This is a genomic window from Brevibacterium sp. Lmc1 (genome assembly GCF_057654315.1).
The window spans coordinates 1,773,551-1,797,255 of sequence record NZ_CM172803.1 but is presented as its reverse complement, the minus strand read 5'-3'; the positions used below and the strand labels follow the sequence as shown (position 1 = coordinate 1,797,255).

The 23,705-nt window shown below is 62.2% G+C and carries 24 protein-coding genes; 8 read left to right on the top strand and 16 right to left on the bottom strand.

The features are described from left to right. Positions 1-5: 5 nt before the first annotated feature. From AC239G_RS07990 to AC239G_RS07980, 3 genes are all read left to right on the top strand, one after another. Complete coding sequence (locus AC239G_RS07990) at positions 6-647, top strand: hypothetical protein (RefSeq protein ID WP_446655694.1); 642 nt, start codon at positions 6-8, stop codon at positions 645-647. Positions 648-1,144: 497 nt separating this feature from the next. After that, positions 1,145-1,498 (top strand): hypothetical protein, encoded by a 354-nt coding sequence (locus AC239G_RS07985; RefSeq protein ID WP_181270415.1) that lies wholly within the window; start codon positions 1,145-1,147, stop codon positions 1,496-1,498. A gap of 90 nt (positions 1,499-1,588) precedes the next feature. After that, a complete protein-coding gene (locus tag AC239G_RS07980; RefSeq protein ID WP_181270414.1) occupies positions 1,589-2,824 on the top strand; it encodes an NAD(P)-binding domain-containing protein in 1,236 nt (411 codons plus the stop codon). Here the strand turns inward: AC239G_RS07980 and AC239G_RS07975 are convergent. Then, positions 2,794-3,459, bottom strand: coding sequence for a hypothetical protein (locus tag AC239G_RS07975; RefSeq protein WP_181270413.1), 666 nt, complete (start codon positions 3,457-3,459; stop codon positions 2,794-2,796). The two genes, AC239G_RS07980 and AC239G_RS07975, sit on opposite strands and share 31 nt — an antisense overlap. A 102-nt stretch (positions 3,460-3,561) precedes the next feature. Here AC239G_RS07975 and AC239G_RS07970 point away from each other — a divergent pair, with 102 nt between their 5' ends. Beyond that, the gene (locus AC239G_RS07970) at positions 3,562-4,278 is read left to right on the top strand and encodes a PIG-L deacetylase family protein (RefSeq protein WP_139466901.1); all 717 of its coding nucleotides are present in this window, start codon (positions 3,562-3,564) and stop codon (positions 4,276-4,278) included. A 147-nt stretch (positions 4,279-4,425) separates the two neighbouring features. On the opposite strand, the gene tpx is transcribed toward AC239G_RS07970, so the two are convergent. The 7 genes from tpx to AC239G_RS07935 all read right to left on the bottom strand — a co-directional run bounded on the left by tpx (position 4,426) and on the right by AC239G_RS07935 (position 10,561). Then, complete coding sequence (tpx, locus tag AC239G_RS07965; protein WP_487490050.1) at positions 4,426-4,926, bottom strand: thiol peroxidase; 501 nt, start codon at positions 4,924-4,926, stop codon at positions 4,426-4,428. 139 nt (positions 4,927-5,065) lie between these two features. After that, complete coding sequence (locus AC239G_RS07960) at positions 5,066-7,264, bottom strand: bifunctional metallophosphatase/5'-nucleotidase (RefSeq protein ID WP_487490049.1); 2,199 nt, start codon at positions 7,262-7,264, stop codon at positions 5,066-5,068. A 115-nt stretch (positions 7,265-7,379) separates the two neighbouring features. After that, complete coding sequence (locus tag AC239G_RS07955; RefSeq protein ID WP_487490048.1) at positions 7,380-8,387, bottom strand: DUF368 domain-containing protein; 1,008 nt, start codon at positions 8,385-8,387, stop codon at positions 7,380-7,382. A gap of 44 nt (positions 8,388-8,431) precedes the next feature. Further along, positions 8,432-8,950 carry a DinB family protein gene (locus tag AC239G_RS07950; RefSeq protein ID WP_487490047.1) on the bottom strand — a complete coding sequence of 173 codons (519 nt, stop codon included), beginning with the start codon at positions 8,948-8,950 and terminating at the stop codon, positions 8,432-8,434. 55 nt (positions 8,951-9,005) lie between these two features. Next, on the bottom strand, positions 9,006-9,377 hold the full coding sequence (locus AC239G_RS07945; protein ID WP_487490046.1) for a VOC family protein: 372 nt from the start codon (positions 9,375-9,377) through the stop codon (positions 9,006-9,008). Between the two features lie 107 nt (positions 9,378-9,484). Continuing rightward, on the bottom strand, positions 9,485-10,303 hold the full coding sequence (locus AC239G_RS07940; protein ID WP_487490045.1) for a thioesterase family protein: 819 nt from the start codon (positions 10,301-10,303) through the stop codon (positions 9,485-9,487). A 42-nt stretch (positions 10,304-10,345) separates the two neighbouring features. Continuing rightward, positions 10,346-10,561 (bottom strand): hypothetical protein, encoded by a 216-nt coding sequence (locus AC239G_RS07935; RefSeq protein WP_487490044.1) that lies wholly within the window; start codon positions 10,559-10,561, stop codon positions 10,346-10,348. Between the two features lie 84 nt (positions 10,562-10,645). Here AC239G_RS07935 and AC239G_RS07930 point away from each other — a divergent pair, with 84 nt between their 5' ends. Continuing rightward, on the top strand, positions 10,646-11,623 hold the full coding sequence (locus tag AC239G_RS07930) for a GNAT family N-acetyltransferase (RefSeq protein ID WP_487490043.1): 978 nt from the start codon (positions 10,646-10,648) through the stop codon (positions 11,621-11,623). A gap of 75 nt (positions 11,624-11,698) precedes the next feature. Here the strand turns inward: AC239G_RS07930 and AC239G_RS07925 are convergent, their stop codons facing one another. Next, on the bottom strand, positions 11,699-13,927 hold the full coding sequence (locus AC239G_RS07925; protein WP_487490042.1) for an LPXTG cell wall anchor domain-containing protein: 2,229 nt from the start codon (positions 13,925-13,927) through the stop codon (positions 11,699-11,701). Between the two features lie 267 nt (positions 13,928-14,194). Then, entirely contained in the window at positions 14,195-16,135 is a 1,941-nt protein-coding gene (locus AC239G_RS07920) for a S1 family peptidase (RefSeq protein ID WP_487490041.1), read from the bottom strand. 246 nt (positions 16,136-16,381) lie between these two features. Between AC239G_RS07920 and AC239G_RS07915 the strand changes: the two genes are divergently transcribed. Genes AC239G_RS07915 through AC239G_RS07905 form a run of 3 tightly spaced genes read left to right on the top strand, consistent with a single transcriptional unit; the run spans position 16,382 to position 18,150 of the window. After that, on the top strand, positions 16,382-16,861 hold the full coding sequence (locus tag AC239G_RS07915) for an META domain-containing protein (protein ID WP_172169032.1): 480 nt from the start codon (positions 16,382-16,384) through the stop codon (positions 16,859-16,861). Beyond that, positions 16,858-17,178: an META domain-containing protein gene (locus AC239G_RS07910; RefSeq protein WP_139466890.1), complete on the top strand. Its 321-nt coding sequence runs from the start codon at positions 16,858-16,860 to the stop codon at positions 17,176-17,178. The genes AC239G_RS07915 and AC239G_RS07910 overlap by 4 nt, the downstream gene beginning before the upstream one ends. Further along, positions 17,179-18,150: a DUF808 domain-containing protein gene (locus AC239G_RS07905; protein ID WP_139466889.1), complete on the top strand. Its 972-nt coding sequence runs from the start codon at positions 17,179-17,181 to the stop codon at positions 18,148-18,150. 82 nt (positions 18,151-18,232) lie between these two features. On the opposite strand, the gene AC239G_RS07900 is transcribed toward AC239G_RS07905, so the two are convergent. The 6 genes from AC239G_RS07900 to AC239G_RS07875 all read right to left on the bottom strand — a co-directional run bounded on the left by AC239G_RS07900 (position 18,233) and on the right by AC239G_RS07875 (position 23,673). Then, positions 18,233-19,162 carry an ABC transporter substrate-binding protein gene (locus AC239G_RS07900; protein ID WP_172169026.1) on the bottom strand — a complete coding sequence of 310 codons (930 nt, stop codon included), beginning with the start codon at positions 19,160-19,162 and terminating at the stop codon, positions 18,233-18,235. Positions 19,163-19,191: 29 nt separating this feature from the next. Next, entirely contained in the window at positions 19,192-20,019 is an 828-nt protein-coding gene (locus tag AC239G_RS07895) for an ABC transporter ATP-binding protein (RefSeq protein ID WP_181270407.1), read from the bottom strand. After that, positions 20,016-21,029 (bottom strand): FecCD family ABC transporter permease, encoded by a 1,014-nt coding sequence (locus AC239G_RS07890; RefSeq protein WP_139467407.1) that lies wholly within the window; start codon positions 21,027-21,029, stop codon positions 20,016-20,018. The genes AC239G_RS07895 and AC239G_RS07890 overlap by 4 nt, the downstream gene beginning before the upstream one ends. A gap of 86 nt (positions 21,030-21,115) precedes the next feature. Beyond that, positions 21,116-22,183, bottom strand: coding sequence for an iron chelate uptake ABC transporter family permease subunit (locus AC239G_RS07885; RefSeq protein ID WP_139466886.1), 1,068 nt, complete (start codon positions 22,181-22,183; stop codon positions 21,116-21,118). 96 nt (positions 22,184-22,279) lie between these two features. Further along, positions 22,280-22,765, bottom strand: a complete 486-nt coding sequence (locus tag AC239G_RS07880) for a SufE family protein (protein ID WP_482401676.1) — start codon at positions 22,763-22,765, stop codon at positions 22,280-22,282. Continuing rightward, entirely contained in the window at positions 22,765-23,673 is a 909-nt protein-coding gene (locus AC239G_RS07875; RefSeq protein ID WP_482401675.1) for a sulfurtransferase, read from the bottom strand. Before AC239G_RS07875 ends, AC239G_RS07880 begins: the two co-directional genes overlap by 1 nt. Between the last annotated feature and the right edge of the window lie 32 nt (positions 23,674-23,705).

Genomic DNA, 23,705 nt, shown 5'->3' with positions numbered 1-23,705 from the left:
GTGGAATGAGAACTGGATCGTCCCGACCGTATCGTCGAGCTTCCCAAATATTCGTTGCCGTTTTTTCCGCGCTGAGTATGGTCTCGGTTGTCGGCTGTGCCGATAATTCTCCGGTAGCCGCACCGACGTCGACCCTGCCCGCGCAGCAGCCCGACGGAGGGTCGACCGATAATCCCGCCGAGGTGGCCATCCCCGACTACGAAACCGACCTTGACCTCGACAAAGAGGAAAAGAAGGCCGTCGAGGGCGCGCTGGTTGCGTTCGTCGGATACATCGACACAATCAACCGGGTATTTTCTTCAGGCGGGAAAGACTTAAACGATATTGAGAATTACGCCGCCGCCGATTCTCTGGAATCACTGCGCCAGAGCGCCAGCGATCTAGAAAGAGACAGCCAGTATATGGCGGGAGAGTACGACTACTACAACATTCGAGTTCCGGATGTTGGCATAGATTCGAACTCGCCAGACAAACACACGGTCAAAATTCTCTTCTGTTCACACGACTCAAAACACGCTGTCGTCGACAATGGCGATTCGATGCCGAACCAGCCGAAGACGAGTCTTACGATCCTACAAACAGCCAGCAAGCACAGTGGCAAATGGAAGATATCCAACCAGGAACTCTGGAGCAAGAAGTGCGAGTAAGTTTGCACCTGTTTGTCGTGAGTTTGTTTGTAATATCCGCCTGTACGCTCCTAGCTCAACCTGCACCTGCTGACAGCGGACCCGCTTGCAACTCACTCCAAGAGCGCGAGTGCAGTGTTGTAAAACCCCCGGTTCCCCAACCGCCTCCGGGCGGAGGGGGATCTGACGGCGGCGGAGGCTCCGGAGGTGGCGGCTCTGGTGGAGGAGGCAACGGCGGCGGTGGTTCCGGAGGCGGAGGTGGCGCCGGCGGCGGCGGTCAGCCTGACTGCCCGACTGAAGACGTCGGCTATCTGTGCGTAAGTGAACCCGGCCCCGGTGGCGGAGGGGGCGGTGGCGGCGGCGCTCCGGCTCGGCCCGATCCCCCGACCCACATCCCGGAATCGCAGTTCCAGAATTTCGACATACCGGCTCCCACAATCTATGCCTGGCCGAAGGATTGGGCTGTCGTCGGCAAACCGGCGGCCTTCTGGACGGACATCGACGTCAGTTATATCGACATGACCCTGCTGACCTATGCGGTCAAGGTCAAAGTCACCCCAGAGCGCTTCAATTGGGACTTCGGAGACGGCTCGGGCACGACCACTAATACGAAAGGTACGAAGCCCCTGCCCGGCGGCACACCCCAGATCGGACACGAATACCAAAAATCCGGCAAGGTATCCGCGTCGATGACCGCGACATTCAGCGGAGAATTCTCGGTCGACGGCGGGCCCTGGCTCCCTATCGACGGATTCGCTCACGTCTCCAGCAACGACATCGGCATCGAGGTCTACCGCTACCACCGCTACCTTGTCGACGAAGACTGCTATTCCAATCCCCGCGGGCCGGACTGTGCCCAATCTGCCCGATGACGCCGTGACGTTCTTATTCGGAAAGGCTCGGCCCATCGCCCGGCCATGATCAGTGAGCCCTTGACTAGAGAAACCTGAAACAATGGCCCCATGGTGTGCCGAATCAACGAGCTCCTGATCGACTCTCATTGGCCTATCGTCATCATCGGCGCGGGCCAAGCCGGACTGTCCGCAGCACATTACCTGTGGCGCGACGGCCTCGCACCGGGCAAAGACTTCATCATCCTCGATGCCGGAGACGGCCCCGGTGGTGCCTGGCGAGAACGGTGGGACTCATTGACCCTGGGCACCACCAACCACATCTCCGACCTGCCTGGGTTTCCTCTCGGACGTCCCGACCCGAACGTCCCTGCCTCCGAGATCGTCTCCGACTACTACTCCCGGTTCGAACGCGAACTCGAACTCTGCGTCATCCGGCCGGCTGAAGTGGACACCGTCCGGTCCGAAGAACCCGGACAGGGACGATTCACCATCACAGCCACCGTCGACGGTGAACACGTGACGCTCTCCAGCGACTACCTCATCAACGCAACCGGCACGTGGACCCAGCCTTACGTCCCCTTCGTCCCCGGCATCGCGGAGTTCGAGGGCCACCAGCTGCATACCGTGAACTTCCGTGACGTCGAAGACTTCCGGGGACTGCGCACGCTCGTGGTCGGCGGCGGAATCTCCGCCACGCAGTTTCTCCTCGAACTCGCCGAAGTGACCGACACTCTTTGGGCCACACGCCGTCCCCCGAACTTCACGTCCAGGGACTTCGACGGCCAATGGGGACTTGAGGTCGAACGAGCCGTTCGCGAACGAACTCTGTCCGGTCTGGCCCCAGCCAGCGTCGTCCGCACGACTGGCCTGCCGATCCGCAGAGAGTTCCGGGAAGGAATCGACTCGGGAGTTCTGGTGTCTCGAGGCATGTTCGACCGCATCCTTCCCCACGGCGTCCACTTCCCCGGACTCGGCGACACCGAGCTTCCGACCACGTCGGAAGGCTTGGGTCCTTCGGCCAGCGACTACCTGGCGGTGCCCGAATCATGGGCGCCGTTCGACGAACCCCATGTCGAAGAGGTCGACGTGATCTTCTGGAACACCGGGTTCCGAGCAGCACTCAAACACCTTGCACCGCTGCGCCTGCGCACACCTGATGGCGGAATCTCCATGGAAACCGAGGTCGCGGTCAAAGACGATCCACGGCTGTTCCTCGTCGGCTACGGATCAGCCAGTTCCACGGTCGGCGCGACCAGGGCCGGGAGGATAGCGGCTCGAGAACTGCTCAAACGCATGTCTGGCAGTCGGCAGCCTCAGCGCAGGTCTGGGGCTTTGAGCACCTGATCGCCAAAGCGAACCGTCGGCAGCATCTGTCGGAACTGGTCTTGAGCCTCTGTGTCATCGGCTTGCGCAAGCATGTCGACGCTGACCTTGAAGAGTCGACCGTCGACAGATATTCCGGCAACTGCACCGAACATCACGGAGTCCTCTTTGTCGACAGCTCGCATGTCATCGGGTGCCAAGGTGCCGTGGAAGACCCAGTACTCTCCACCGCTGAGTGATCCGGTGGCCTCACTGGTCATGGACGATCCCGACGTGCTGAACATCCTCTCCCGCGCCTTGTCCACCAATTCTTGAGGTGACGACTCGTCGTCATCAATGCAGTTGACAGTGATGATCGCGCCAGAATCAGCTTCGTAGAGCCGATAGCCGTCGTAGCCGGACCCATCTGCCCAGTCGGCGCCCAAGGCCAAACTGACTTCGACGGGACATTGTCCGCCCAGGTCGACAGTGGTCTCGCTCATCCCGTTGGGAATCGTCGGGCCGGTTGCGGTCGGCGAAGGCGACTGTCCGTCGCCGATTCCCACATTCGCCGGTTTGGATCCCGCATCTTCGGAGCTGCTGACCTTGAACGCCGAACATCCGCTGAGAGTCAGGCCCAGGGCCAGCGTCACCGCTACGAGTGGTCTGTTCATCATTGTCTGCCTTCACTCGATCGGTGGGGTCCTCCACATCGTACCCAATCATCTGGTCGTCCCTGGTCTCTGGCGCAAGCGTCAACTGCCGCCTAGCCTGGACTCATGACTGAGATCCCGCTTTTCGATGACTCCGATATCAACCGTGTGCTCTGCGTGGTCGCCCACCCTGACGATATGGAATACGGGGGTTCGGCAGCCGTGTCGAAATGGACCGATGAGGGCAAAGAAGTCGCCTATCTTCTGCTCACCCGAGGGGAAGCAGGAATCCGGGACATGAGCCCGGAGGAAGTGGCACCGCTGCGCGCCGAGGAACAGCGTCGGGCGTGCAATATCGTCGGCGTCGACGATCTGGAGATCCTCGACTTCCCGGATGGTCTGCTGGAACCCACGCACGAGTTGCGTCGGGCAATCGCGCGGAAGATCCGCGAGTTCCGCCCGAATGCGGTAGTCGTGACGACTTTCGACCTCCAAGTGCAGTGGGGACTCAATCATGTCGACCACCGCCATGCCGGAGTTGCCACCGTCGATGCTATTCGCGATGCGGACAATCCTTGGGTCTTCACCGATCTCAAGGATGAGGGACTTGAAGCGTGGAAGGCTGATCGGCTGCTCATCAATGGTGCCCAGCCCACTCACGCCGTGGCGCTCACTGCTGCGCACGTCGACCGTGGTGTGCGATCGCTTGAGGCGCACAAGGTCTATTTGGACGCCCTCAGCGATCATCCGGCGCCGAAGGATATGATCCCCGGCATCACCACGAGCGGTGGAGAACTCGCCGGCGTCGACTACGCCCTGCCGATCACAGTCGTCGATATGTGAGCACTTCGCCAATTGCTCCTTGTCAGCAGCCGGTGCTCCGAACCACTTCGACCGGCACGCTGCTGATAGAGAACAACCGGGTGGGACGCGTGTGCGTCCCACCCGGTTCGTATTTCACTAGTCAAACTTTCGACTCGCGGGAGAAGATCAGGCTTCCAGAGCTGCGATTGCGAAGTCGTAGTCGGGTTCGGTGGTGATCTCGTCAACGAGCTGCGTGTACGTCACGGTGCCCTTCTCGTCGAGGACGACAACGGATCGGGCGAGCAGACCAGCGAGCGGACCGTCGACCATGGTCACACCGAAATCCTTGCCGAACGAGCTGCGGAATCCCGACGCCGTCACGACGTTCTCGATGCCTTCAGCGCCGCAGAAGCGAGCCTGGGCGAACGGAAGGTCGTTGGACACGCAGAGAACAGTGGTGTTCTCCAGGCCGGAGGCGAGTTCGTTGAACTTGCGCACCGAGGCGGCGCACACTCCCGTATCGAGGCTGGGGAAGATGTTGAGCACGACACGCTTGCCCGAGTTGTCCTGTGAGTTCACATCACCGAGGTCGGCGCCGACGAGGCTGAATGCCGGGGCCTGTTCGCCCTTGGCGGGCAGTTCGCCGACGGTCTTGACCGGAGATCCCTGAAATGCTGTGTTGGCCATGCTTGACTCTCTCCTTCTTCAGAGCTGACTGCTGTCACCCTCACTCTACGTGAGACGGCTCCGAGGGGAACACGACGAACATGGACCGGACTTTCGCCGGCCCTCGGATTGATGAATCCCACAGATGGCCGACAGCCGCTCAGCGACGACGGCGACGTGAGATGACCACGAGTGCCGAACCGAGTGCGATGATCGCAGCTGCGATGCCGATGCTTGTGGCAAGCTCGAGGCCGGTCCGCGGCAGGTCGGCCCCGCCACCTGCACCGGCTGCCGAACCGTCAGCTTCACGGCCGTCGGCGTCGCGGCCGTCAGCATTGCCGTCCGATGCACTGTTCGTCGAGCCGTCGTTCTCGGATGTTGCCTCTCCGGCATTGTCCTCCCCGTCAGCGCTTCCGGAGCTCCCGGAACCCGCGCCGTCGGAGGACCCACCGGCATCGGACTCGGCTCCAGCGGACGCCTTCGAGCCTGCCTCGGCAGTGGCTTCGCCGGAGCTGTCGGAATCCTCGCTGTCGCCGGAATCGTCATCGTCTCCGCCCGGTGCACGGCTGCTGGTGACGACCTGCCAGTTCTCGTCGAAGAAATCGGCGGGGTCGACGATCTGCTTCTCTTCCGCCCAGTCGATGAGTGCCTGACGAACCTCGACCTGTTCGTTGTAGACCTCTTTGAGTCCGTCGACCGGGTAGCCGCCGCCACCGGACTGACGATAGTTGTTGATGGCGAGGATGAACCGGTCATCGTCTCCGATTTCGCTGCCGTCAGCCTGCGTGAGGTTTTCGATCCTCTTTCCGGTCGGTTTGGAGACATTGATGTCGTAGTCGATTCCGGCCAGAGCATCGTAGTTGTAGTCCGGAATCGGAGAGTCCGAGACTTCGTCGATCGCGTTCGTGCCGTCGACCGGGTCGAATTCAGCGCCTTCCTCGGTCTGTTTGAAATAGCGTGCCGAGAATTCGAGGTAGTCGCGCAGCTGAGCGCCGTTGATCTCGACTCCGGCAAGAGTGTTGTCGTAGACGTAGAGTCCGGCCACATCTCGGATCGTGATGTCGCCGGCGGGGAATTCTGCGGTGCGGCTGAAGGGTGATGCCTGCGAGATCACGGGAAGATCGGCATAGTCCGTTCCCTTCAGTCCTTCTTCAATCGTCTCGGTTTGGACGTGGGAGATGAAGTCGAGGATGGCCGTGTCTTCATAGTAGGAGGTCTTCGCCGACAGTGTTTCGGTGACCGATCCGATCTTCGTGTTCACGTAGTCGATCGTGGTCTGGTGCTGCTCATCGACAAGGTCTTTGATCTCCTGGTCCTCAGCGACCTCCCCCTGGGTGGCAAGAGCGTCTGCGTGCGGCGCGGCCTCGTCCCAGTCCACGTGGTGGGTGTCAAGATTGATCGGCAGTCCCACCTCGGATACCGACCGTGCCCAATAGTTCGGTTGGGTGATGAGCACCTCGGTGCCGTCGTCACGGGTCACGACCTGACTGGGTTCGTTCTGATGAGTATGGCCGGCGACGAGGACATCAACTCCTGGCACTTTCGCTACCGAGGTGCTGACGTTCTCCTGCAGCTGGTCCGGATCCCAGCTCTGTCCCTTCGGATCTTTGCCAGAGTGGGACAGTACGACGATGACGTCTGCGCCTTTCTGTTTCATCTCGGGCACATACTTCTGTGCCGTCTCGACCGGATCGTCGAAGTGCACCTTCCCGGACAGGTTGTTCTTGTCCCAGATGCGGCTGCCGGGAGTGGTCACTCCGAGAACACCGACGGTGATCGTCTCACCATCGACCTGCTTCTCCACCATCGCATAAGGGTCCAAATGGGACTGTCCGTCGGCGTCGTCGATGACGTTGGCCCCGAGCAGTGGAAAGTCGACCTGGTCACGGTAGGTGGCCAGCAGATCGAGGCCGTAGTTGAATTCGTGGTTGCCGACGACCTGTGCGTCGTATCCCAGGTGGTTGTAGGTCTTGGCCAGTGGGTGGGTTTGGCCGCTCGTCGTGATCGGCTCCTGTTTGGCGAAGTAGTATGCCAATGGATTGCCTTGGATCGTGTCACCGTTGTCGACGAGGAGCACGGAATCGGCACCTTTGTCCTCACGCACTCCCTTGATGAGAGTCGAGGCTCGGGACATGCCCAGCTCCTCCCCTGCCGGGTAGGGCTTGTTCGCGAAGTAGTCCCAGTTGAGTACGTTGCCGTGAACGTCAGTCGTCGCCAACAGGGTCAGTTCTCCGGTTGTCGCCGCCTGAGAGTCGGCGGGGGCATCGGCACTGCCGAGTCCGGTCGCGGAGGCGGCCGCGGGACCGGTGACGATGAGAGCGAGGGCGAGTGTGAACGAGGTCAGGGTGCGCAGACGCATGAGTCTCCAGAGAACTGGTCAGAGAGGATGAAAGTGATCCAACTCTCTTACCCTAGTGGGCGCTGATCGTTTTCTGAATGGATCTTGAGAGAAATTTGCACAAACTCTCTTGCGTTCACGCTGTGGTGGAATCGGCTCTATCAGCCTCATCCTTCGCAGACGCAGATTTAGCCTCGACGATGATGAGGATGACGACGACGGCCGCGCCGAGGACCGCAAGCAGGATCGGACCGAGTACCGGATCGACGGGGGCCAGCAGGCCGCCCGCTCCGTGTTCTTCGCCGTCGGCGCCCACCTCTGCAGATGACTGCCACGGCCAGAGCGCGCGGAGGGAACCGAACATCAGTCCTGCCATGACGATGAGGGTCCACCACCGGTGGTTGTGCAGGAAGTATTTGAGAATATTGACGAAGACCGCCAGGCCGAGGATCGCGCCGAGCATGAAGATTCCGAGGTACCCGAAATCGCGGGAGTCGACGGCCCGCAGAGTGGTCGAGTACATACCCACTGCCAGCAGGAAGAACGATCCGGACACTCCGGGAACGACGAGTGCGCAGATGGCGATAGAGGCGACGAAGAAGACGGCGATGAGCGGTGGATTCTCCACGTCTGCCCCACCTGCCAGACTCGTCATCCAGAACGCGAGAGCGGCGGCGAGGATGAACGCCAGAACGCCGAGGAGCACGGGCTGCCGTGAGGAGCGGGCCGGCAACATCCTCAACGGCACCGCGATGCTGGCGGCGACAAGACCGAAGAACAGACCCCGGGAGAGTTCGGGGTTGCTGGTGACGAAGCCTTCCATGACACCGGCGATGGTGAACACTGCCGCGGCCATGCCCAACAGCACCGGAATGACGAGGAACCAGTCGGTGCGCCGCAGATCCGCCAGAGCCCCCGCGGCACGGTTCGGTCCTGTCACGAGGGTCTTCACGGCCGAAACGACGTGAGATGCGGAGTCGATGAGCTGGTCGTAGACGCCGGTGACCAAGGCGATGGTTCCGCCGGAGACCCCGGGGACGAGTTCCGCGCTGCCGATGAGAAAGCCCCGGATCAGGTCGAGCGGGAGGAGTGCTTTTGATCTCTTCGGCGCAGCGGCGGTATCGGTCGGCGGGGTGTTCGTCATACTTTCCAGCCTATTAGATCAACCGGGCGCCGATGAGGTGCGACTCAGTCGCCGATCTCACCATCGATGTCTTCGCGGAGGATGTCCGCATGACCTGCGTGACGAGCGTACTCTTCGATGAGATGAATGAGGATCCATCGGACGTTGAACTTCTCTCCGTCACGGTCTCCTCGTTCGGTGAGCGCGTCGAGGTCGGCCACCTCGGCGAGGATTTCACGGGACTTCTCACAGGCCTGTTCGTGGTCCGCCAGGAGCTCGTCCGCGGTCATCCCTGACGCAGACTCGAAGTCCCAATCACGGTCGCTGTTCCAGTCGACGCTCGACCACGGCTCCCCCAGCTCTCGGCCCTGCAGCACTTCGACGAACCAGCTCTCCTCGACGAGCGTGAGATGGCGGAGGATGCCGCCGATCGTCAGAGACGATGAGGCCACGGTGTGGTCGAGCTGCTCGGGCGTCAGCCCATCGACCTTGCGTCTGACCACCTGTCGGAAGTACTCGACGAATTCTTCGAGCCCACGACGTTCGTTCGGGGAGTTGCTCGGATCGGTCAATGGCAGGGTCATGCTGAGCCTCTCTGATCATGCAGACGGCCTGATGTTCGAACCAGGTGTATGAGGCTCAGTCTAGTTTTCGCCGACCGATGTCGAAGAGATTTCCTTCGGGATCTTTCAGAGTCGTCCATTCGATCCCATATTCGTCGAAAGACGCGAGCTTATGTGCACCCAAGGAGACCGCGCGGTCGACGTCCGCCGGATAGTGCGGATCGTCGAGGTCGATGTGCAGCGGGTTCTTCCCCTCTGCCCGTTCGTCGACCTTGAGGAAAAGCATTCCCGGGGTCGGTGACTCGCTGTTGTGAACTCCCCCGATGCTCGCAACGAACTCGTTGGCGCCGGGATCGATGTCGGCACCGAGGAGGTCTGCCCAGAAGCTCGATTGTGCTTCCACATCGAGGCAGTCGAAGGTGATGCTCAAAGATGCCAGCGACGCCATGAGCGCGGTCCTTTCGCAGTCGGATAGGTGTTGACCCGACTCTAGAGCACCCCACAGACATGACAAGTCGAAGGCGTCATCGTCGGTTATCCGCCGTCATCGTCGCGTCACCCGCGGGGCTGGCGCGCCAACTGCCGCGACTGAGCGACGAGGCGACCGGCCGAGTCCCACAGTTCGCAGTCCTCTTCGAACATTCCGCCGGCGATGTTCCGAGTGGACAGTCGTGCGCTGATCCAGCCGGGGGCGGGCAGGGCGCGGACGTGTGCGGTCAGTTCCATCGTCGGCGCCCAGTTGAAGCGCCCGAGGTCAAACATCACCGGCGGAAACGAGTCGAGGAAGGTCAACAATGACAGCGGGTCCGGATCGGTCCCGTCGATGAACCGAATCCAGCCCTGCAACACCCCGCGACCGCTGGGTTTGCCGACCGCGAATCCTGCGGTGGCCGGATCGAGGCGCATATCGAACCGTTCGATGAGCGGCGCCGCCTTCTTGAAGTCCTCGCTGGCTTCGGCGACACCGACGCATTCTTCCGGTGGGGGCAGCTGAGGCGGCGTGGCTGTCGTACCGACATCACCAGGAAGCTCGCCGAGGTTGCCCATCGTGGCCATCGCCGAGATCGTCGGTGCCCCGTTCTGGGAGAGTTCGATGCCGTAGCTCGCCGTCGATCGACCTTCGCGCAGTGTGCGCGTAGTGATGTCGACCGGACCTTCTCTGCTCGGTCCGAGATAGAAGGTGGAGATGACGAGGGGGTCAGGGGTGTTCGGGTTGACGGCCCGCAGGGCTTGTCCGGCGATTCCGAGGAGGTAGCCTCCATTGACGGCTCCGGCGACTTTCCAGCCGGCGTCGAGCTCGGCGGTGAAGCTGTGGTCGCCTTGACGGGTGACTGCGGTGGCCTGTGAGAACTCACTGATGGTCGGTTGACTCATATCACATACAGTACCAATAACTGAACGAACGTCCAGCCAGATTCAATGCCGACCGGACTGTCGTTCATTGCCGTGGCGATAGTTTCCAGTCGCCCGTGCCAACAGTTGCTGGTCGGTGTCGTCATCTCGGCCGAGTCTAGGGATGAGCGCGGCAGCCTTCCTTCCGCCGAGCTCCATGACGGTATGGCCGCCTCGGCGAATGAGGAGGATGCCGGATTTGGTGATTTGGTAGTCGAATGGATCGTCTTCAAGGCTCATGTCTGGACTCCTTCGTCGGGCGCACCTTGACGCTTTCAACTCTGCGTTGAGTTGCTGTGAGCGCTCACCGATTAGTCTAAGCGCATGAGTGTGAAGCTGACCCGGGTCGATCCACATGGCTACCACGATGATCATCTTATTGATTTCTACACCACGGAACAGTTCCCCTTTCACGCCAAGTTGTCCGTCTGGTCGAAGGAAGAAGTGCGCGAACGGATCGGGGACGGCTACTTCAACAGTGAGGAGACCGAGACGTTCTGGCTCGTACACAGCGAGCGTGGCCGGATCGGCATCGTCCGCCTCGAGGATCTTCGTGACGAGACCCCGATGTTCGACCTGCGATTAGCCTCGCGATTTCGAGGTCGGGGCCTCGGCGTTGAGGCATTGACCGCCATTACCGCTCATGTCTTTTCCACCACGGGAGCGATTCGACTCGAGGGTCAGACGCGCGAAGACAATCACGCCATGAGGGCGGTCTTCGACCGGGCAGGCTGGACGAAAGAAGCTCACTATCGCCGCTCGTGGCCTGCAATCGGCAGCGATCCGCTGGATTCGGTCGGCTATGCGATCCTGCGCGAGGAATGGGAGACAGGCGTCGTCCATGAGCTGCACTGGCATGATCGCCGTCATTTCCGTGAGCAGACTCGTGCCGGGATCACGTATTCGTCGAATACTCCGCCATCGTGCAGTGAGATCCTCGCGCTCTACAACTCAGTCGGATGGTCGGCGCACCCGAACGCCCCGGAACGACTGGTCCGCAGTGTCCTCAATTCTTCGCACGTGGTTTGTGCTCACCAGGCAGAGCTGCTCGTCGGATTGGCGCGCGTGGTCAGCGACTTCGGAACACTTGTCTACCTCCAAGATGTCCTGGTCGCTCCAGGAATGCAGCGGCGCGGCATCGGGGCTGAACTCGTCGCTCGCGTCCTCGAACCTTTCGCCGATGTCCGACAGACCGTCCTGCTCACCGACGCCGATCCCGGACTGGCTAATTTCTACACGTCGCTCGGCTTCAGCGAAGCCGCCCCGTCTGCAGGGGCGGCGGTCCGTGCTTTCGTCCGATGACGTGAAAGTGCCCCTGGCCAGAAGGCCAGGGGCACTTTCTCTCAGTCGGTCAACGAGTGACCGTCAGAGTGTGTTTCAGTTGTTCTTCTTGCGACGCATGGTCAGAACAACAGCGGCTCCACCGACGAGGAGCAGTCCGGCTCCGGCGGCCAGGCCGGTCAGCTCGGCACCGGTGCGAGGCAGATCAGATCCGCCGCCGTCACCGTTTCCATCATCGTTGCCGTTGTCGTCACCATCGTTGCCGCCGCCGTTGCCGTCTTCGTCGGCAACAACCTGGAAGGAGCCGGTGAGGGCCTCTTCGTCTTCGGTGTCGTTGGCGCCGGCGACCTGAACGTCGTACTTACCGAGGTAGGCCTCGGGGTTCGAAGCGCTGGTGCCGTAGATCGAGAATCCGACGACTCCCTCAGCGTTGGCAGTCTGCGTCATCTCGTAGTCCTTGACGCCTTCAGGCCCGTCGACAACCTTGAGGGTCACTTTCTCTCCCTCTTCGAAGCCTTCAGCCGTGATCTGCACGCCCTTGTCTTCCTTCACGAAGTCCGAAGCAGCGATCTCCTTCGGCTCGACAGTCAGCTTGCGCTCGGCCTCTGCAGCCTGAACAGTCACCGTGAAGTTAGTGGCTTCCGAGGTCTGTCCGTTAGCTGTGACCGTAGCGGAGTAGGCGTATTCGCCAGCTTCAGCAGGAGCCTCGGTGGAGAAGTTTCCATCAGCATCGGTCTTGACCGTGACGCTGCCCTCAGCCGGTGCGGCCTGGGCCTGAGCGGAACCTGCCTGGGCATCGCCAGCGGGCTTCCAGGTCAGCTTGACGTCAGCGTTCGGAGCAGCCTTGCCGGTGATCTTTCCGCCTTCAACGACTGTCTGGTCTCCGACCTTGGGAGCTTCAGGCTTCTCGTCACCGTCGGCGTCGGAATCGGCCTTGTCATCCTTGCCATCGGCTGAGGAGGAAGCATCGGCATTGTCGCCATCGGCGGCAGCGGAAGCGTCAGCCTCTGCTCCGTCTGCGTCGGCCGAAGCTTCAGCGTCGTCGCCTTCCGCAGCGGACGAAGCATCAGCTTCCTTGGCGTCGGCGTCAGCGTTGTCGGAAGCGTTTGCGTCGTCGCCCTCGGCCGCGGCGGAAGCATCTGCGTCCTCACCGTCGGCAGCGGCCGAAGCATCTGCATCTTCACCGTCGGCAGCAGCGGAAGCGTCAGCTTCTGCCTCATCATCACCCGGAGGCTCTTCGTTAGGATCAGTGAACGAGATCGACTGTCCGGACTTCTCGAGCGAGTAGTCGAGGTCGGCTACCCAGCTGAAGTCGATCTCCTGACCGTTCTCGTCCTCTGCAGGACCGCCGCCGGAGATGACGCCGACTGCAGTGTCTCCCTGGAAGACGCCGCCACCGGAATCGCCGGGCGCGGAGAACGGCTTGCCGGACGGTGCCTTAACACCGAAACCATGGACGAAGCGTCCGCTGACGTTGACGAAGTCGAACTGCTCGTTGTAGGCAGTCCATGTCTCGTTCTCGGTCAGTCCGGTCGTCCGGCCGGCCTTCTGAACGGTACCTTCGCTGTGAGCGTCGACCTTGGTGATATCAGTGGCGAGCTTCGCAGCCAGATCGTCGTCTCCGGCGGTCGACCAGTCAGTCACACCTGTCTTGACGTTGTACTTCGAAGCATCGACATTGATGACCGCGAAGTCGATATCGTCGTCATTGGGCTGAGCATCTGAACCCGGAGGAACCAGCTCGCCGCCGAACTTGTTGTAACCCCAGCTGCCGATGACGCCGAGTCCGGTCTGCTTGAATCCCTCTCCACCGACCGCAGGAGCAGTGGAAGGCTGTTCGGTCTCGTCGACCGTCGTGTCGCCCTCAAATTCCCCGCTCTGCTCGTTGATGATCTTCGCGCAGTGACCAGCGGTGAGCACGATCGGCTTTCCATCAGCATCCCAACCGGAGAATCCGGTTGAACAGGCTCCGCCGCCCTCGCCTGCCTTGACGAGGTAACCTGCGCCGCCAACCAAGTCGTTGCCGGCATAGGCCTTCAGCTCTTTGACTCCCTCAACGACCTTGACGTTCGAGAAATCCTGCTCAAGCTTCTTGGTTGTCTTGTCGGCCTTTTCAACACCGATGGTGAGCTTGCCGTTCTTGGCGCCGTATGCGTTGACACCGGACGCCTTGTCCAGAGTCTTCTGCACAGCCGCATCGCTCTGCACATTCAGCTTCTGCGGACCGTTGTCAGCGACGGCCGGAGAAGCAGCGAACGCTCCGCCCAGGCCGAGCGCCGTTGCCGCTGTGAGCGCCAGCGAACTCTGTACGAGTTTCTTCTGCATAAGTTGTTGTCTCTCTGTTCTGAGGGATCAATGTCACAAGTTGATGACCTAAGTCACGATAAGGTTACGGGGCACACTCAGCGACTACCAAAAAAGTAGGCCGAAGACTGTGAACTTAATGTACGAAACTTCAGTAGATGTATACAAAGAGACTTGCTGTTATCGCCTCTAGGCAGTCGCCATGAATAGACGATGCCCCCGGTCAGAAGACTGGGGGCATCGTCAGTGTCAGTTCGCCAGACCGTCAGACGGCCGGCTTCACAGCACTCAGTTGTTGTTCTTGCGACGCATGGTCAGAACGACCGCGGTTCCGCCCACGAGGAGCAGTCCGGCTCCGGCGGCCAGGCCGGTCAGCTCGGCACCGGTGCGCGGCAGGTCAGAACCGCCGTCACCGTTTCCGTCATCGTCGTTTCCGTCGCCGGCTCCGCCGTCGGCATTGCCGTCGTCGTTGTTGCCGTCATCGTCTCCGCCGGATCCGCCGCCGGAACCGTCTTCGTCAGCGACTACCTCGAACGTACCGGTCAGTGCCGACTCGTCCTCGGTATCGTTGGCGCCGGTAACCTCGACGTCGTACTTACCGAGGTAGGCCTCGGCGTTCTCGGCGCTGGTGCCGTAGATCGAGAATGCGGCGGCACCGTTCTCATTGGCGGTCTCGTCCAGCTTGATGCCCTCGACGCCTTCAGGCCCGTTGGCAACTTCGAGGTTGACCTTCTCGCCCTCGTCGAAGCCCTTAACCGTGATCGTCACGCCCTTGTCTTCCTTCACGAAGTCGGACGCGGCGATCTCTTTGGGGTCGACGCTGATCTCACGCTCGGCAGGAGCGGGAGTCTCGGATTCGTCCTTCTCAACGGTCACATCGAATTCGGTCGTCTTGGATTCCTGTCCGTCAACGATCGCCGTCGCAGTGAAGTTGTAGTCGCCTTCGGCCTTGGGGCCCTCGACGGAGAAGTTTCCGTCCTTGTCAGCCGTGACGGTCTCAGAACCGTTCTCGGCTGCCTGAGCACCTTCAGCGGGTTCCCACTTGACCTCGACCTTGGCGCCAGCCTCGGCCTTGCCCTTGACCTTGCCCTCAGGCTCGATGGTCTGGTCTTCGGCCTTCGGAGCGGCAGGTGCCTCAGGGGTCTCCTCACCCGGCTTCTCAAGGTTGAAGTCCGTGCCGGACTCCTCGAGCGAGTGGTCCAGGTCGGCAACCCAGGTGAACGAGGTGTTCGCATCGAGGTCGCCGCCGCCGGAGATGACACCCACGGCAGTGCTGCCCTGGTAGACGCCGCCGCCGGAGTCGCCCGGCTGGGAGAAGGGCTTGTCGATCGGCGCGGTCACGCCGAATCCGTGGACCCAACGACCGCCGACATTCTGGTAGTCGAAGTCGTACTCCGAGCGGGGCAGAACTTCGCCGTCGGTCTTACCGGTGGTGCGACCGGACTTGCTGATGGCGCCGTCCTTGTGCGCACCGACCTCGGTGATCTCGGTGGTCGACTTGGCCAGATCGTCCGAATCGGCGGTCGACCAGTCGGTGATGCCGTTCTTGACGTTGTACTTCGACTCGTCGACGTTGATGACGGCGAAGTCGATGTCGGACTCGCTGGGCTCAGGCCACTTGTTCTGGTCGGCGCCCTCGAGGAGGTCGCCGCCGAAGTTGTGGAAGCCCCACTTGCCGATGACGCCGCTGCCGGAGGCCTGGAAGCCTTCGCCGCCGTTGGCCTCGGAGATCGAGGGCTTCTCGGTCTGATCGACAGTGGTGTCGCCGTCGAACTCGTTGGTCTGCTCGTTGATGATCTTCGAGCAGTGACCGGCGGTCAGGACGACGGGCTTGCCGTCTCCGTCCCAGCCGGAGAAACCGGTCGAGCAGGCCCCGCCGCTCTCGCCGGCCTTGACCAGGTAGCCGGCACCGCCGACGAGATCATTCTTCGCATAGGGCTTCAGTTCCTTGACGCCCTCGGTGACCTTGATGTTCTGGTACTTCTTTTCGAGCTTCTTGATCTCGTCGGTCTTCTTGGCAACGCCGATGCTGAGCTCGCCGCCGTCGGTGCCGTAGGCGTTGACGCCTTCGATACCGGAAAGTGCCTTCTGGACGTGAGCTTCACTCTGAAGGTCCAGCTTCTGCGGGGCGTTGTCAGCCATCGCCGGTGAGGCGACGAGCGCGCCGCTCAGGCTCAGCGCCGCAGCGGCGCTGATCGCCAGTGAACTCTGCACGAGTTTCTTCTGCATAAGGTTGATTCCCTTGATCGTTGTCGATGCTTCGATTGCCCGACCCCGTCAACAGGCTTCGCCGCGACTCGGCGGTTCATGCTTCCGGTGTCAGATTTCCAACCGTGTGAAAGGTTACGGTTTGATCACGACGCAATGCAAGAACCATCAATGTCGCAGGTGAACACAACTTACAGAAGTCGGACTACACAAGCTGTCCTGTGTTCTTCCAGGTCGCTCGAAAACGGTGCCGTTATGATCAGGGGCATGCCGAACCACACAAAGCTTCGCCCCCTGGCCTCCGTAAGACCCGCCTCGAGGCTCGCGCTCGGACTCGCGGCCCTTGCTCTCACTCTGCCGCTGGCAGCCTGTGATACCGGCAACGACCCCCGAAACCCCAGCTCCCCCTCCCCCACCGAGTCCAGCGAAACCACGTCTCCCAGCGACGACGCCTCCAAGCTCGATCCCACCGGTAAATGGACCTCACCGGAGAAGGGCGACCCGTTCCTCGAATTCTCTGACGACGGCTCGCTCGAAGGCTCTGACGGCTGCAACGCGATCGTCACGAGCTGGAAGGTCAAAGGCGACGAGATCACCATCGACTCCTTCATGTCGACCCAGAAAGCCTGCGCTGGCGTCGACACCTGGCTGAGCAAAGCCTCAACGGCGACTATCGAAGGCGATGTCATGAAGGTCAAAGACAGCAACGGGAAAGTCATCGGCGGACTGGAAAAGGACGACAAATGACACAGGAACTCATCGGCCGCTGGACGGCCGAGACGAACGAGCGGGCCTTCCTCGAGTTCACCGAGGACGGCTCACTGCACGGCAGCGACGGCGCCAACAACCTTATGACCTCATGGTCGGCCGAGCCCGAGGGTTTGATGATCAAGTCCTCGATGATGACGCTCAAAGCCGCTCCCGGAATGGTCACCTGGGTTCCCAAAGCCAGGAGAGTCGAACCCGACGGCGACCGTCTGCACCTCTTCGACGCTGCCGAGAACCACCTCGGCGACCTTCATCGTCAGCTGCCCGGCCCAACTCACAAGCTCGGCGGTCGTTAGATGGCCGGAGGTCTGATCGCACTCCTCGACGATGTGGCCGCACTCGTCAAACTCTCGGCTGCCAGCCTCGACGATGTCGCCGCAGGTGCGTCACGAGCCGGTGCGAAGGCGGCTGGGGTCGTCATCGACGATGCCGCGGTGACGCCGAAGTTCGTCGAAGGAGTGGACCCCAAACGCGAGCTTCCGATCATCCAGCGCATCGCTTTGGGCTCCCTGTTCAACAAGCTCGTCATCATCCTCCCGATCATTCTCCTGCTCAGCCAGTTTCTGCCCTGGCTCCTCACTCCGCTGCTCATGATCGGCGGCACCTACCTCTGCTATGAGGGTGCCGAGAAGGTCTTCGAGAAGCTCGGCTGGATCGCCCACCACGAGAAGGACACCCCGGCCGCCGAACAGTCGACCGATGGCAAGGCGGCAGAGAAGAAGGTCGTGCGATCGGCCATCACCACCGATTTCGTCCTCAGCTGCGAGATCATGGTCATCGCCCTCAACGAGGTGGCCGCCGAATCCCTGACCAGCCGTGCCGTCATCCTCGCCGTCGTCGGCGTTGCGATCACCGTCGGCGTCTACGGTGTCGTCGCACTCATTGTGAAGATGGATGACATCGGTCTGCATATGGCGAAGAAGGACTCACCCGGGCAGCAGAAGTTCGGTCGGTTCCTCGTCGGAGCGATGCCGAAGCTGCTCGCTCTGCTCTCTGTCGTGGGCACCTTCGCCATGCTGTGGGTCGGAGGACACATCATCCTCGTCGGCACCGATGAGCTCGGCTTCCACGCCCTCTACGGCTTTGTCCACCACCTCGAAGAGCCGGTCGCTGCGATCGCGGTCATCGGCGCCTTCCTGGGTTGGCTGGTCAACACGTTCTTCTCCCTCATCCTCGGTGCGATCTGGGGAGGCATCGTCGTCGGCGTGATCTTCGGAGTCAAAGCGCTCGTGAAGAAGGACGGCAAGAAGGACACTGCTACCGCCTGAGCTGCGGCGGCGTCCCTTGTCGCTCGGGTTCCGGGCTCCGTGAGTTGGGTTGGGCCGGTGAGAGAAGGGCTGGCCCGGTCGCCTACTTTTTGAGCATGTCCTCGATGCCGCTGTCGGTCACCAGCCAGTCGAGGCTGGCCGGGCTGGCGGCATTGACGGCGGTCGCGAATTCGGCGTCGATGAAGGCTGCGGTGCCGTTCTTCACCGACGGCAGCGAGTCATAGCTCGGATTGTCAACGACCTGCTTCTTCCCGTCGTCGTCCATGGCCCACACGAAAAGGTAGTCTGCGTCGAGCTCGTCGAGGTTCTCGGCCGAGAGAGTGAACTTGTTGATCTCTTCAGGCGTCTGGTGCTGCCCGGGTTTGAGGCCGAAGAGTTCCAGCGGTGCGGCGTTACCGAAATAGATCCCTTCGGCCCGCGGCGAGATCAGCTGATATGACTTCCCGTCGACCCCGAGGTCGGCACCGACGGCTTCGAGCTTGTCTTTCGTCGTGTCGATCAGTTTCTCTGCCTCATCAGACTTCCCCAGAGCTTCGCCGACCTGTTCGGTCATCTCATCCCAGTCGGGATTCGCCGACTCCGTGTCCGGAATGATCACCGGAGCGATGTCGGAGAGCTGCTCGTAGGTGGAGTCGTCGGCGATATTCCAGGGTGCTGCGAAGATGACATCCGGTTCGTATTCCGCGATCTTCTCGAGGTTCGGCGCATATTCGGCGTTGATGAGCGAATCGTCCGCGACATCGTCGGTGACGCCCTTCTGCCACGGCATGATCTGGTCTTTCGTGGATGCAACGGCGACCGGTGTCACGCCCATTCCCGCAGCCGCGTCAGCGGCAGGCGAATTGAGGACGACGACGTTCTTCGCACCAGCCGGGACTTCGACCTCCCCCTTGAGAGTGTCGACCGTGACCGAGTCGGCGTTGTCCGCCGCCTCATCGGTTCCGCCGCATCCTGCCAGCAGCAGCGTCGAGGCCGCCAGCACCGAGATGACTCCGAGAGCGGTCCTTGTCATTAGGGTTCTCATTTCCGGGATACGTGCGCTCAGCGCTGAGCGAATGTCTTCTTCGGTGCTCCCGCCACGATCATCGGCGCACCCGTGACCGGATCGTCGATGACTGTGCAGTCGATGCCGAAGACCTCGTTGACGAGTTCCGAGGTGATGATCGTCTCCGGAGCCCCCTGAGCGACGATCGAACCGTTCTTCATGGCGATGATCTCGTCGGCGTAGCGGCAGGCTTGGTTGAGGTCGTGGAGGACGGCGACCAGCGTGTGCCCGTATTCGTGATTGAGCTGCGAGAACAGGTCGAGCAGCTCGATCTGATAGGCGACGTCGAGAAAGGTCGTCGGTTCGTCGAGCAGCAGGAGGGAAGTCTCCTGAGCGAGCACCATGGCCACCCAGACGCGCTGACGCTGACCGCCGGAGAGCTCGTCGACGAGCCGTGAGGACAGCTCTTCGGTGTTCGTCGCCCGCAGCGCCGACAGCACAGCTGCTTCATCGGCGTCGGTCCACTGGCGCAGGAACGACTGATGCGGGTGCCGCCCGCGGGAGACGAGCTCGGCGACCGTGATCCCGTCCGGGGCGATGGACGACTGCGGGAGAAGACCCAACCGCTGGGCGATCTTCTTCGTCTTCATCTTCTCGATGTTGTTCCCATCGAGAAGCACAGTGCCCTTCGCCGGCGGCAGCAGTCGCGCGAGAGCACGCAGCAGAGTTGATTTGCCGCAGGCATTGGGGCCGACGATGATCGAGAACTTACCGTCGGGAATGCTCACGTCGAGATCGCTGACGATCTGGCGCTGGTCATAGGCCAGGTCGAGGTTCTCGGCGATCAGCGGGGAGGCTGCGCCTGCGGGGTTGGGAATGCTCATGATGCCTTCCGAGCTTCTTGGATGAGGAGCCAGATGAGGTAGATGCCGCCGATGCTCACGGTGATGACGCCGACGGGCAGTTGGATATCGCCGAACGCATGTTGGGCGATGAGGTCGGCGGCGACGAGGAGCAGTGCTCCGACAGCCGCGGAGGTCAGCAGGCTGGTGCCTTGCGCCCGCGCGATCCGCCGCCCGATCTGCGGTGCGGCCAAGGCGACGAAGGCAATCGGACCGGCCGCGGCCGTGACCACGGCGACGAGGGCGACGGCGATGACGATGAGAACGGCACGGATGGGCTCATTGCGTACGCCCAGCGCTTTCGCCGTATCGTCACCGAGTTCCAGAGTGCCGAGATCTCGGGAGAAGAGTCCGCAGGCCAGACCGAGGACGATGGTGGCCACAGCCGCCGGTGCGATCGTCGACCAGCCCATTCCATTCAGGGTTCCGGCACCCCATGTGGCAGCGGCCATGGCGAGCTCGAGATCGGCGCGCATGATCAGCCAGGTGTTGAAGGCGTTGAGCATCGCCGTCAGTGCGATACCCACGATGATGAGCCGGAAGCCCTGGACCCCGCCTTTCCAGGTGAGCAGGTAGACGACCACGGCGGTCAGGAGTCCGCCGATAATCGCGCCCGCCGCGGTGGAGACGAAGCTCGTGCCGAAGACGATGATCGTGACGATGCCGCCGGTGTAGGCACCGGTGGAGAAGCCGATGATGTCCGGGGAGCCGAGAGGATTGCGTGTCAGCGATTGGAAGACGGCTCCGGAGACTCCGAGTCCGGCGCCGAGGACGATGCCGGCGATGATGCGCGGTGCCCGCCACTCCCCGACGACGGTATTGACGATGCGCTTCTCAGCGGCCCCGAACAGGCCCTGGAACACTTCGGTCGGAGTCAGCGAGAACTTGCCGAGCATGAGACCGGCGAAGCCGCAGGCCAGCGCGATCAGCGTGATGATTCCGGCGGTGATGACAACCCGCAGGTCGATGCGGAATCCGAAGACTCGCAGCATGGGCCGGCCGAAGTCGACTTTCTCCCCCGGCAGTGCATGCGGGTGCGCGGTGAGGCTGCGGTCGGTGACCGCGAGGTTGGTGGTCTTCACAGGCCGCTCGCCTTCTTTCGACGGACAAGGGCGATGAGCACCGGAGCACCGACGAACGCGGTGACGACTCCGACTTGGAGTTCGCCGGGTTTCATCACGACTCTGCCGATGACGTCCGAGGCCAGGAGCAGAATGGGAGAGAGGACGAGTGAGTAGCCGAGGATCCAGCGCTGGTCGGGACCGACGATCCAACGGGCGATGTGCGGAATCATCAGGCCGATGAATCCGATCGGTCCGGCAGCGGCCGTAGCCGCTCCGGCAAGGAGGGTCACCGCGAGGATGGAGAGCACTCGGGTGCGGTTGACCGAGGTGCCGAGGCTGGCGGCCAGATCGTCGCCGAGGGCCACGGCGTTGAGTGAGTGGGACAGTGCCAGTGCGAGCACGGTGCCGATGACCATGAACGGCAGGATCGCGGTGATCGTATCGAAATCGCGGCCGGCGATCGCGCCGACGTCCCAAGATCGGAAGGCGTCGAAGGCGCGTTCGTTGGTCAGCAGGATGGCTTTGGTCAGTCCGGTGAGCACAGCGGCGACGGCGACTCCGGCCAGAGTCAGGCGGATCGGATCGACCGTGCGGCTGCGGCCCGCGGACCCGATGACATAGACGCCGACAGTGGCGACGAGGGCGCCGGCGAACGCGAACCAGATGTAACCGGTGATCGAGGAGATCCCGAAGAATGCGACGCCGATCGTGATCGCAAGGGACGCACCCGCGTTGACGCCGAGGATGCCCGGATCGGCCAGGGGGTTGCGCGTCAGGGCTTGGATGAGACCGCCGGCCAGGCCCAATCCCATGCCGACGAGGATGCCGAGCACGGTCCGCGGCAGGCGCAGTTCGAGGACGACGAGCTGATCGTCGCTGCCGGTGGGCGCGAAGAAGGCTCGGAGGACCTCCGAGATCGGCATGTCCCTGGCGCCGATCGCCAAGGAGGCTGCGATCACGACGATGAGCGCAATGATCGCTGCGACCAGTCCCAGTACTCTTCTGATCCGCAGGCTCCCACCGGTCGGATGACTGGTGTCGGTATGCGGTTTCGCCTCGGCAGAGGTGGCGGAACCGGTCATCGAGGTGGTCCTTTGAGTGAGGTGGCGGTCAGGTGACTAAGGGCAGGCTAACCACACTGTAACTCACCGGACCACCTCAGCCAAGCGAGAGAGGTCTCACTCGGCTGTGATCTTGCCGATCCTCTCGGACACCTGCCGCTGGATCCGCGAGAGCATTCCGCTCATTCCGCGCAGCCTCAGCGGGCTGACGATCTCCGACATCGACAGCCGCAGGGGCAGGTCGGCTGGAACCGACAGGATCGCCTCGGCGGTGGCTCCGTCGAGCCCTTCGTGCAGGATCCCGGCGAAGCCCCGCGTGGTCGGCGCCTCCGGGGGCGCGGAGAAGTGCAGGCGCACTTCCGCCCGCGCCCCCGCCTCGGGGTCGGCCACCTCGGTGACGAGGAAGATCGGCGACTGGCATTCGGGTACCGGCTCGAGCAGCTCCGGGTGGTCCGTGTACTTCTCCGGCAGGTCGGGAAGGTCCGTCGCGAACTCCAGCAGCACCTGGAGACGGTCGTCGGACGGGGTTTCGGCGAAGTCCGTGACGATCTCCGCCAGCGCCTCCGGCAGATCGTCGGTCTTAGGCGTCGTCGTCTCGCTCATCAGCGTCCGGGCACCTCTCCCGGCTCCGCTCCGGTGACGATCGGCACGCCGACGACATTGCCCCATTCGGTCCAGGAACCGTCGTAGTTGCGCACGTTCTCGTATCCGAGGAGGTGCTTGAGGACGAACCAGGTGTGGCTGGAGCGTTCGCCGATCCGGCAGTAGGCGATGACCTCATCGCTGGTGCCCAGCCCTGCCTGCTCGGTGTAGAGCTCCTTGAGTTCGGCAGCGGACTTGAAGGTGCCGTCTTCGTTGGCCGCCTTGCCCCAGGGCATCGACTTCGCGCCGGGGATATGGCCGCCGCGCAGTGCGCCTTCCTCCGGGTAGGCGGGCATGTGGGTGCGTTCGCCGGTGTATTCCTCCGGGCTGCGCACATCGATGAGCGGCAGGTCGCCGAGGCTGTCGCGGACCTCGGGCAGGAAGGCGCGGATGACCGAATCGTCGCGTTCGACGACGGGGTATTCGGTCGGTACAGGCTGCGGCCTGTCCGTTGTCATCTCACGACCCTCGGCCTGCCATTTTGCGCGACCACCGTCCATGAGGCGGACGTCTTCGTGGCCGAAGAGAGTGAAGACCCACAACGCGTAGGCAGCCCACCAGTTGGACTTGTCGCCGTAGACGACGATGGTGTCATCGCGGGAGATGCCCTTGGCGGACATGAGTGCGGCGAATCCTTCGCCGTCGACGTAGTCACGGGCCACCGGGTCGTTGAGTTCGGTGTGCCAATCGACCTTGACCGCTCCGGGAATATGCCCCGTTTCGTAGAGCAGCACGTCTTCGTCGCTTTCGACGATGACGAGTCCGGGATCGCCTGCATGCTCAGCCACCCAATCGGTGCTGACCAGTCGGGTTCCGTCCGCGTATTCGGCGAACTTCTCTGCGGGATCGGCCGGGATCGAAGTGCTCACGCATTCCTCCTGAGGGTTTGAGTCCAATTGTG

What these genes read in the sequence shown, in the direction of transcription:
- AC239G_RS07915 (WP_172169032.1), top strand. Translation starts at nt 16,382, where the DNA reads ATGCCGAACCACACAAAGCTTCGCCCCCTGGCCTCCGTAAGACCCGCC.
- AC239G_RS07910 (WP_139466890.1), top strand. Translation starts at nt 16,858, where the DNA reads ATGACACAGGAACTCATCGGCCGCTGGACGGCCGAGACGAACGAGCGG.
- AC239G_RS07955 (WP_487490048.1), bottom strand. Translation starts at nt 8,387, where the DNA reads ATGACGAACACCCCGCCGACCGATACCGCCGCTGCGCCGAAGAGATCA.
- AC239G_RS07900 (WP_172169026.1), bottom strand. Translation starts at nt 19,162, where the DNA reads ATGACAAGGACCGCTCTCGGAGTCATCTCGGTGCTGGCGGCCTCGACG.
- AC239G_RS07960 (WP_487490049.1), bottom strand. Translation starts at nt 7,264, where the DNA reads ATGCGTCTGCGCACCCTGACCTCGTTCACACTCGCCCTCGCTCTCATC.
- AC239G_RS07975 (WP_181270413.1), bottom strand. Translation starts at nt 3,459, where the DNA reads ATGATGAACAGACCACTCGTAGCGGTGACGCTGGCCCTGGGCCTGACT.
- AC239G_RS07930 (WP_487490043.1), top strand. Translation starts at nt 10,646, where the DNA reads ATGAGTGTGAAGCTGACCCGGGTCGATCCACATGGCTACCACGATGAT.
- AC239G_RS07980 (WP_181270414.1), top strand. Translation starts at nt 1,589, where the DNA reads ATGGTGTGCCGAATCAACGAGCTCCTGATCGACTCTCATTGGCCTATC.
- AC239G_RS07945 (WP_487490046.1), bottom strand. Translation starts at nt 9,377, where the DNA reads ATGGCGTCGCTGGCATCTTTGAGCATCACCTTCGACTGCCTCGATGTG.
- AC239G_RS07990 (WP_446655694.1), top strand. Translation starts at nt 6, where the DNA reads ATGAGAACTGGATCGTCCCGACCGTATCGTCGAGCTTCCCAAATATTC.
- AC239G_RS07935 (WP_487490044.1), bottom strand. Translation starts at nt 10,561, where the DNA reads ATGAGCCTTGAAGACGATCCATTCGACTACCAAATCACCAAATCCGGC.
- tpx (WP_487490050.1), bottom strand. Translation starts at nt 4,926, where the DNA reads ATGGCCAACACAGCATTTCAGGGATCTCCGGTCAAGACCGTCGGCGAA.
- AC239G_RS07970 (WP_139466901.1), top strand. Translation starts at nt 3,562, where the DNA reads ATGACTGAGATCCCGCTTTTCGATGACTCCGATATCAACCGTGTGCTC.
- AC239G_RS07940 (WP_487490045.1), bottom strand. Translation starts at nt 10,303, where the DNA reads ATGAGTCAACCGACCATCAGTGAGTTCTCACAGGCCACCGCAGTCACC.
- AC239G_RS07895 (WP_181270407.1), bottom strand. Translation starts at nt 20,019, where the DNA reads ATGAGCATTCCCAACCCCGCAGGCGCAGCCTCCCCGCTGATCGCCGAG.
- AC239G_RS07890 (WP_139467407.1), bottom strand. Translation starts at nt 21,029, where the DNA reads ATGCTGCGAGTCTTCGGATTCCGCATCGACCTGCGGGTTGTCATCACC.
- AC239G_RS07880 (WP_482401676.1), bottom strand. Translation starts at nt 22,765, where the DNA reads ATGAGCGAGACGACGACGCCTAAGACCGACGATCTGCCGGAGGCGCTG.
- AC239G_RS07985 (WP_181270415.1), top strand. Translation starts at nt 1,145, where the DNA reads ATGACCCTGCTGACCTATGCGGTCAAGGTCAAAGTCACCCCAGAGCGC.
- AC239G_RS07920 (WP_487490041.1), bottom strand. Translation starts at nt 16,135, where the DNA reads ATGCAGAAGAAACTCGTGCAGAGTTCACTGGCGATCAGCGCCGCTGCG.
- AC239G_RS07925 (WP_487490042.1), bottom strand. Translation starts at nt 13,927, where the DNA reads ATGCAGAAGAAACTCGTACAGAGTTCGCTGGCGCTCACAGCGGCAACG.
- AC239G_RS07905 (WP_139466889.1), top strand. Translation starts at nt 17,179, where the DNA reads ATGGCCGGAGGTCTGATCGCACTCCTCGACGATGTGGCCGCACTCGTC.
- AC239G_RS07885 (WP_139466886.1), bottom strand. Translation starts at nt 22,183, where the DNA reads ATGACCGGTTCCGCCACCTCTGCCGAGGCGAAACCGCATACCGACACC.
- AC239G_RS07950 (WP_487490047.1), bottom strand. Translation starts at nt 8,950, where the DNA reads ATGACCCTGCCATTGACCGATCCGAGCAACTCCCCGAACGAACGTCGT.